Source organism: Paraclostridium sp., assembly GCF_051657365.1.
Classification (GTDB): domain Bacteria; phylum Bacillota; class Clostridia; order Peptostreptococcales; family Peptostreptococcaceae; genus Paraclostridium.
On record NZ_JBOFKN010000106.1, the window covers coordinates 25,208 to 31,520 of the forward strand.

A 6,313-nucleotide genomic window follows, 5' to 3' on the forward strand; every position below is an offset into this window, starting at 1 on the left:
TATGTATATAGATATTAATGCAATATATTGTGTAGCAGCGTTACTAGGATGCATAGCATTAGTTTATTTAATAATAACTTTAAAAAATATAAATGATTTTATAAAATCTATAAAAGATTTAGTTTCATCTAATTCAAATAATGTTACGGCTACTATTACTAAATTGCCTATGGTAGTTGATAATGTAAGTGAAATAAGTGATAACTTAAAGGATGTAAGTGAAGTTATTACAGATACAACGGCAGATTTTATAGTAGCAAAAGAAAGTGTTAAATCTAATGTAGAGATAGCTACAGATATATTAAAAATAGTAAAAAATGTTGTAGCAAATAAATAAAATAGAAAAAGCCCTTAGCATAAGCTAGGGCTTTTTTCATGTATTTATAATATTGGGGGAATATTATGAGGAATACATTAATATTATGACCTCAAATAAGTGAGTTTATACATAGAATAAAAAATAATTTTATTTAATTTTATTCTACCCCCAATTAAATTGAATCTAATTACATTTCTTCTTCATCAAATTCTTCAATGTTTATATTAGGCATACCAGGCATACAGCCCATCATAGGCATCATCATAGGCATACCAGGCATTTGTTTCATAGGGTCAGCGTACCCATTACCACTATTATCATGCATCATCATATTATCCATAGGCATGCCAGGCATACCAGGCATCGAATTAACTTGTGGCATTCCACTCATCATCTGCATCATCTGCATCATCTGCATACACATTTGCATCATCATGCTAGGATCTACATTACCCATCATAGGATTCATCATGTAAGGATTCATATACATCATAGGGTTATTCTGATAAGTATTTGTATATTGATCACTTTGGTTTTCATTAGCATTTTGTTGTTTGCTATTTTGGTTAGGCATTTGGTTTACCATATAAGGATTCATATATACCATTGGATTAACATAAGGCATAGGATATATATACTTATTATCCATGTCAGAAAACATAGGGTTCATATAACCATCAAAGTTCATAAGTAATTAACCTCCTAAATTAAAGACTTCGTATCTTATTTTGAAAACACTTTATTATATATATATAAGAAAAGAAGCTTCATTATGTGCATTTAAAATTAAATTTATATAATAGTTGCCAAAATATTGATACAAGCATATAATATTATATATGAACAGTTATTCATACGTTTGTATGAATGCAAAAAGGAGGATTCACGATGACGTGTAATATAGACGAAATAAAAGATTGCTTGTGTGAAGAGATACATGAAGAATTGGTTGATAAAGCTAAACAAAAAATGCCAGAAGAAGAGACGTTATATGATTTAGCTGAATTATTTAAAGTATTTGGAGATACTACGAGAATTAAAATTTTGTACGCATTATTTGCTAGTGAAATGTGTGTATGTGATATAGCGGATTTATTAAAAATGACTCATTCTGCAATATCGCATCAATTAAGAGTTTTAAAGCAAGCTAGATTAGTTAAGTTTAGAAAAGAAGGAAAAACAGTATATTATTCGTTAGATGATAATCACATAAATCAAATATTTAATTGTGGATTAGCACATATACAAGAAACTTATAACAAATAAAAATTTAAAAGATAGAAGGGGATAATATGAGTACAAATGCTCTTGTTAAAAGAGAAATAATATTAGACGGATTAAATTGTGCGCATTGCGCCGAGGTTATAAATGAAAAAGTTAATAAATTAGAAGAAATAGAGAGTGCTAACCTAAATTTCATAAATAAAGTATTAACTCTAAATATTGAATCCGATTTAAATCAAGAAGAAGTAATTGATAAAGTTATAAAGATAGTAAATGATACAGAACCAGGTTTAGATATAAAAGTAAAAGAAGCTAAAAATAAATCTAAAAAGAAGGAATTAATATTAAATGGATTAAATTGTGCACATTGTGCAGAGGTAATCTGTGAAAAAGTGGATAAGTTAAGTGAAGTAGAAAGTGCTAACCTAAACTTTATCAACAAGGTGTTGACAGTTAATTTAGTTTCGGGAATTAGTTCTAAAGAAACAATGGATAAAGTTATTGATATAATCAATGATACAGAACCAGGACTGGATATACAGTTTAAAGATAATAAAAAAAATATAAAAAAAAATCAAGACATTGAAAAAGATGATAATGAAAAAAAAGATATGATAAAACTTGCAATAGGTGTTTTAGTGTATATATTCGGGATATATGAACTTGCAACCGGAAAAGAATCTAGCTTTAATACAATAGTATTTGTTCTCGCTTATATAATAGTAGGTGGAGATGTATTATTAAAAGCTATTAAAAATATAGGAAAAGGTCAGATATTTGATGAAAACTTCTTAATGTCCATTGCGACAATTGGAGCGCTAGCTATAGGTGAATCGGCAGAAGCTGTTGGAGTTATGGTATTTTACAAGATAGGAGAGTTCTTACAAGCTAAGGCTGTGGGTAAATCAAGAAAATCTATAGCTTCACTTATGGAAATAAGACCAGATTATGCAAATTTAAAAGTAGGTTCTGAAATAAAAGAAGTTTCCCCATATGACGTGGAAGTTGGGGATTTAATAGTAGTAAAACCAGGTGAAAGAATACCGTTAGATGGAACTATTGTAGATGGATTTAGTATGGTCGATACATCTGCATTAACTGGAGAATCTTTATTAAGAGAAGTTGGTAAAGGAGAAGAAGTTTTATCAGGGTTTATAAATAAAAATGCTTTATTAACTATATTAGTTGAAAAGGAATTTGAAGAGTCTACTGTTTCTAAAATTTTAGACTTAGTTGAAAATGCTAGTACTAAAAAATCTAAAACTGAAAACTTTATAACTAGATTCTCTAAATATTATACGCCTGTAGTAGTTATCTCAGCAATGTTAATAGCTGTGGTTCCTCCAATTGTAATACCGGGAGCATCTTTTGATAGTTGGTTTTATAGAGGGCTAATATTCTTAGTTGTTTCTTGCCCTTGTGCTTTAGTACTATCTATACCATTAAGTTTCTTTAGTGGAATAGGGTATGCATCAAAACAAGGTATTTTAATTAAGGGAAGTAGTTACTTAGAAGCTTTAAGAAATGTAGATACAGTAGTATTTGATAAAACTGGAACACTTACAAAAGGTGTATTTGATGTAACAAGTGTAAAACCTATAGGTATAAGTGAAGATGAATTGTTAAGATATGCTGCTATAGCAGAAATTAATTCAAATCATCCAATAGCTAAATCTATAGTAAAACACTATGAAGGAAATGTTGATTTAGATAAAATTAAAAATTATGAGGAAATAGCAGCTCATGGTATTAGAGTAGACTACGAAGGACAGCGTATATTAGCTGGTAATGAAAAACTTATGATGACTCAAAATATATTCTATTCTAAAGCTAAGGAAGTTGGAACAGTAGTATATATAGCTGTCAATAAAAAATATAGAGGATATATTGTTATAGCAGATAAGGTAAAAGATGATTCTAAGGTTTGTATAGAAGGTCTTAAGAGTATAGGCATAAAACATACAGTTATGTTAACAGGAGATAATCAAGCAGTTGCTGATGATATAGGAAAAAAATTAAACTTAGATAAAGTATATGCAAATTTACTTCCTACTGATAAGGTAAATAAGTTAGAAGATTTATATGAAGGAAGAAATGAAAAAGAAAAAATTGCATTTGTTGGAGATGGGATAAATGATGCTCCAGTACTTGCAAGAGCAGATGTAGGTATTGCTATGGGAGGTTTAGGATCAGATGCAGCTATAGAAGCAGCAGATGTGGTTTTAATGACTGATGAGCCAAGTAATATTGTAAAAGCTATTGAAATATCTAAAAAGACTAATAAAATTGTATGGCAAAATATAATATTTGCATTAGGTGTTAAATTAATAGTTTTAGTATTAGGAGCGGGCGGAGTTGCTACTATGTGGGAAGCTATATTTGCAGATGTAGGAGTTGCATTAATAGCAGTATTAAATGCAATGAGAGTTATGAAATAAATAAAATAAGTATAACAGGGATGTCTTATTAACTTAAGACATCCCTAATTTTGTTTTAAATAATAGTATATTTGTCAAAACTGAAACATATGGAATCTTATTATAAAAAGTATTGGAGGCTATTATTTTGGAATATAGAAATAGAGAGTTAATGACCAAAGAAATTATATATATATTAAAAGAAAAACTTTTGAAAGATTACAAAAAAGGAAATACAAAAAGAGGAGCTCACCCAAAGCAATTAGGACTTGTAAAAGCACATTTTAATGTAGTTGAAAACTTGGACGAAAATTTAAAAACTGATTTATTAAAGCCTGGTATGAGCTATTCTTGTTTTGTTAGATTTTCTAGTGGTGGAAATAAAATTAAAAGTGATAAATCTAAGGACATTAGAGGTATGGCTATAAAGCTTGTAGATGTTAATGGTAAAAAATATAGTAGAGATGAAAAAAACACCCAAGATTTTATAATGTTAACAATCAAAACAATGCCTGTAGCTAATTTGAAAATTTTTAGAGATGCTATGTATTATATGGTTAAAAAGAAGAAACCAGTAACTCTATTTTATAAACTTACGAAAGAAAAACGATTAGGTTTAATAAAAGAAATTTTAAAAAACAGAAAAAACCAAACAAGTCCTTTGGATGTTTGTTATTATAGTACAACTCCATATGCATATAAAAATAGGGTAATTAAGTATTGTGTTGTACCCAAATCTCAATATAAGAGTGAACTTCCAATAAAACTTACTCAAAATTACTTAACTGAAAATATGCAAAATCACTTATCACAGCATGATGCAACTTTTGATTTTTTGGTGCAATTTCAAACTGATAAAAAGGATATGCCCATAAATGATGCATCAATTAATTGGGATGAAAGTAAATCTCCATTTATTAAAGTTGCTGAAATAGTTATTCCTGCACAATGTATTAAAACAAAACAAAGATTTGAACTATGTGAAAACTTATCATTTTCTCCTGGGCATAGTACTATAGACCATAGACCAGTAGGTGATTTGAATATAGCTAGAGCTGAAATATACAGAGAACTAAGTAAATTTAGACATATTAGAAATAAAAAGGTATTGTTTGAACCTACAATAAAAGACTATAGAAATTTAAGATGAAGAAGCTGAGTAAGGGATATAATTTTAATAAGCATAAAAAAAGGACGGATTAAAGAATCCGTCCTTAAGTTTATATGACGTATTTAAACACACAATAAAAATGTGTTAAACTACCAAGCATTACGAAAATATGGAATATATCGTGGAAACCTAAATATTTGAAATCTAAAAATTTTGGTTTAAGACCATAGATAATTCCGCCTATTGTGTAGAATACTCCACCTAAAGCTAAATAAAAAACACCTTGTGGAGAAATTGTTTTAGATAAAGGGCCTATAATAAATATCGCAATCCAACCCATTCCTATGTATATAGAAGTAGAAAGCCATCTAGGACAATTAAACCAAAGCATTTTAAATAAAACACCTGCGATTGCAATTGCAGAAATCAGTGCAAATAATGCTAATCCATGTTTTCCATTTAAAGCTATTAAACAAAATGGAGTATAAGAGCCTGCTATCAATATAAATATCATTGAATGGTCAAGCTTTCTTAAAAACTTAATTACCTTGTCAGAAGATACTACTAAATGATAAGTAGCCGAAGCTGAATATAAAAGTATCATACTTATGCCGAAAATTATTACGGCAATTAAGTTTATAACCGTAGGACTAGTCATTGTTGTTTTAATGACTAAAGCTAAAAGTCCTATGAAAGAAAGTATAGCTCCTGCCAGATGAGTAAAACCACTCACTGGTTCTCTAAGATAAGTACCCAATGTAATCACTCCTTTATTTAAACTTATAAATAATTGTATTTGTAATTATGTTCATTACATATCTGTTTAAAATATTTTATCATATTTATACTAACTTTATGTTAAATATCTGAATTATTTGTAAAATATAGAATGAGTATTAAAGCTATATATATAAATAGTATAATTAATTGATAATATATATATCAAGTGACATATATATAAAAATAAAAAAAGTTTTAAAAAACTATTGACGATATTAAGTTTAGGTGGTAAAGTATTACTTGTCCTTAAGAAAAGGGCAAACAAGATAACAGAAAAAAGATTTGACAAGATAAAAACATTTTGTTAAACTAAAGAAGTTGTCAAACATGAACTTTGAAAATTAAACAGTAGGTTAATTATAAAAATTCTTTTTAAAAGAATTAAACACAAACAACCAAGCCAGATATTCAGATAATGATTAGCTGAGCGATGGACAACTTTTTAAATTATATTTGAGAGTT

General features: G+C 28.4%; 6 protein-coding genes. 4 read left to right on the forward strand and 2 right to left on the reverse strand.

What is annotated here, in order from left to right:
* Position 1 precedes the first annotated feature (1 nt).
* Positions 2-337: a hypothetical protein gene (locus ACRCYC_RS08185; RefSeq protein WP_438618638.1), complete on the forward strand. Its 336-nt coding sequence runs from the start codon at positions 2-4 to the stop codon at positions 335-337.
* A gap of 169 nt (positions 338-506) precedes the next feature.
* Here the strand turns inward: ACRCYC_RS08185 and ACRCYC_RS08190 are convergent, their stop codons facing one another.
* The gene (locus ACRCYC_RS08190) at positions 507-1,007 is read right to left on the reverse strand and encodes a hypothetical protein (RefSeq protein WP_438618639.1); all 501 of its coding nucleotides are present in this window, start codon (positions 1,005-1,007) and stop codon (positions 507-509) included.
* A 200-nt stretch (positions 1,008-1,207) separates the two neighbouring features.
* On the opposite strand from ACRCYC_RS08190, the gene ACRCYC_RS08195 reads away from it, so the two are divergent.
* The 3 genes from ACRCYC_RS08195 to ACRCYC_RS08205 all read left to right on the forward strand — a co-directional run bounded on the left by ACRCYC_RS08195 (position 1,208) and on the right by ACRCYC_RS08205 (position 5,110).
* The gene (locus ACRCYC_RS08195; RefSeq protein WP_438618641.1) at positions 1,208-1,585 is read left to right on the forward strand and encodes an ArsR/SmtB family transcription factor; all 378 of its coding nucleotides are present in this window, start codon (positions 1,208-1,210) and stop codon (positions 1,583-1,585) included.
* A 26-nt stretch (positions 1,586-1,611) separates the two neighbouring features.
* Complete coding sequence (locus ACRCYC_RS08200) at positions 1,612-3,981, forward strand: heavy metal translocating P-type ATPase (protein WP_438618642.1); 2,370 nt, start codon at positions 1,612-1,614, stop codon at positions 3,979-3,981.
* Between the two features lie 127 nt (positions 3,982-4,108).
* Complete coding sequence (locus ACRCYC_RS08205; protein WP_438618643.1) at positions 4,109-5,110, forward strand: hypothetical protein; 1,002 nt, start codon at positions 4,109-4,111, stop codon at positions 5,108-5,110.
* Positions 5,111-5,180: 70 nt separating this feature from the next.
* Here ACRCYC_RS08205 and trhA read toward each other — a convergent pair whose 3' ends face one another.
* Positions 5,181-5,828: a PAQR family membrane homeostasis protein TrhA gene (gene trhA / locus ACRCYC_RS08210; protein WP_438618644.1), complete on the reverse strand. Its 648-nt coding sequence runs from the start codon at positions 5,826-5,828 to the stop codon at positions 5,181-5,183.
* Positions 5,829-6,313: the final 485 nt, after the last annotated feature.

Bases quoted from the DNA above. Each gene is read 5' to 3' on its own strand.
- ACRCYC_RS08195 (WP_438618641.1), top strand. From the start codon at position 1,208: ATGACGTGTAATATAGACGAAATAAAAGATTGCTTGTGTGAAGAGATA.
- ACRCYC_RS08190 (WP_438618639.1), bottom strand. From the start codon at position 1,007: ATGAACTTTGATGGTTATATGAACCCTATGTTTTCTGACATGGATAAT.
- ACRCYC_RS08185 (WP_438618638.1), top strand. From the start codon at position 2: ATGTATATAGATATTAATGCAATATATTGTGTAGCAGCGTTACTAGGA.
- ACRCYC_RS08200 (WP_438618642.1), top strand. From the start codon at position 1,612: ATGAGTACAAATGCTCTTGTTAAAAGAGAAATAATATTAGACGGATTA.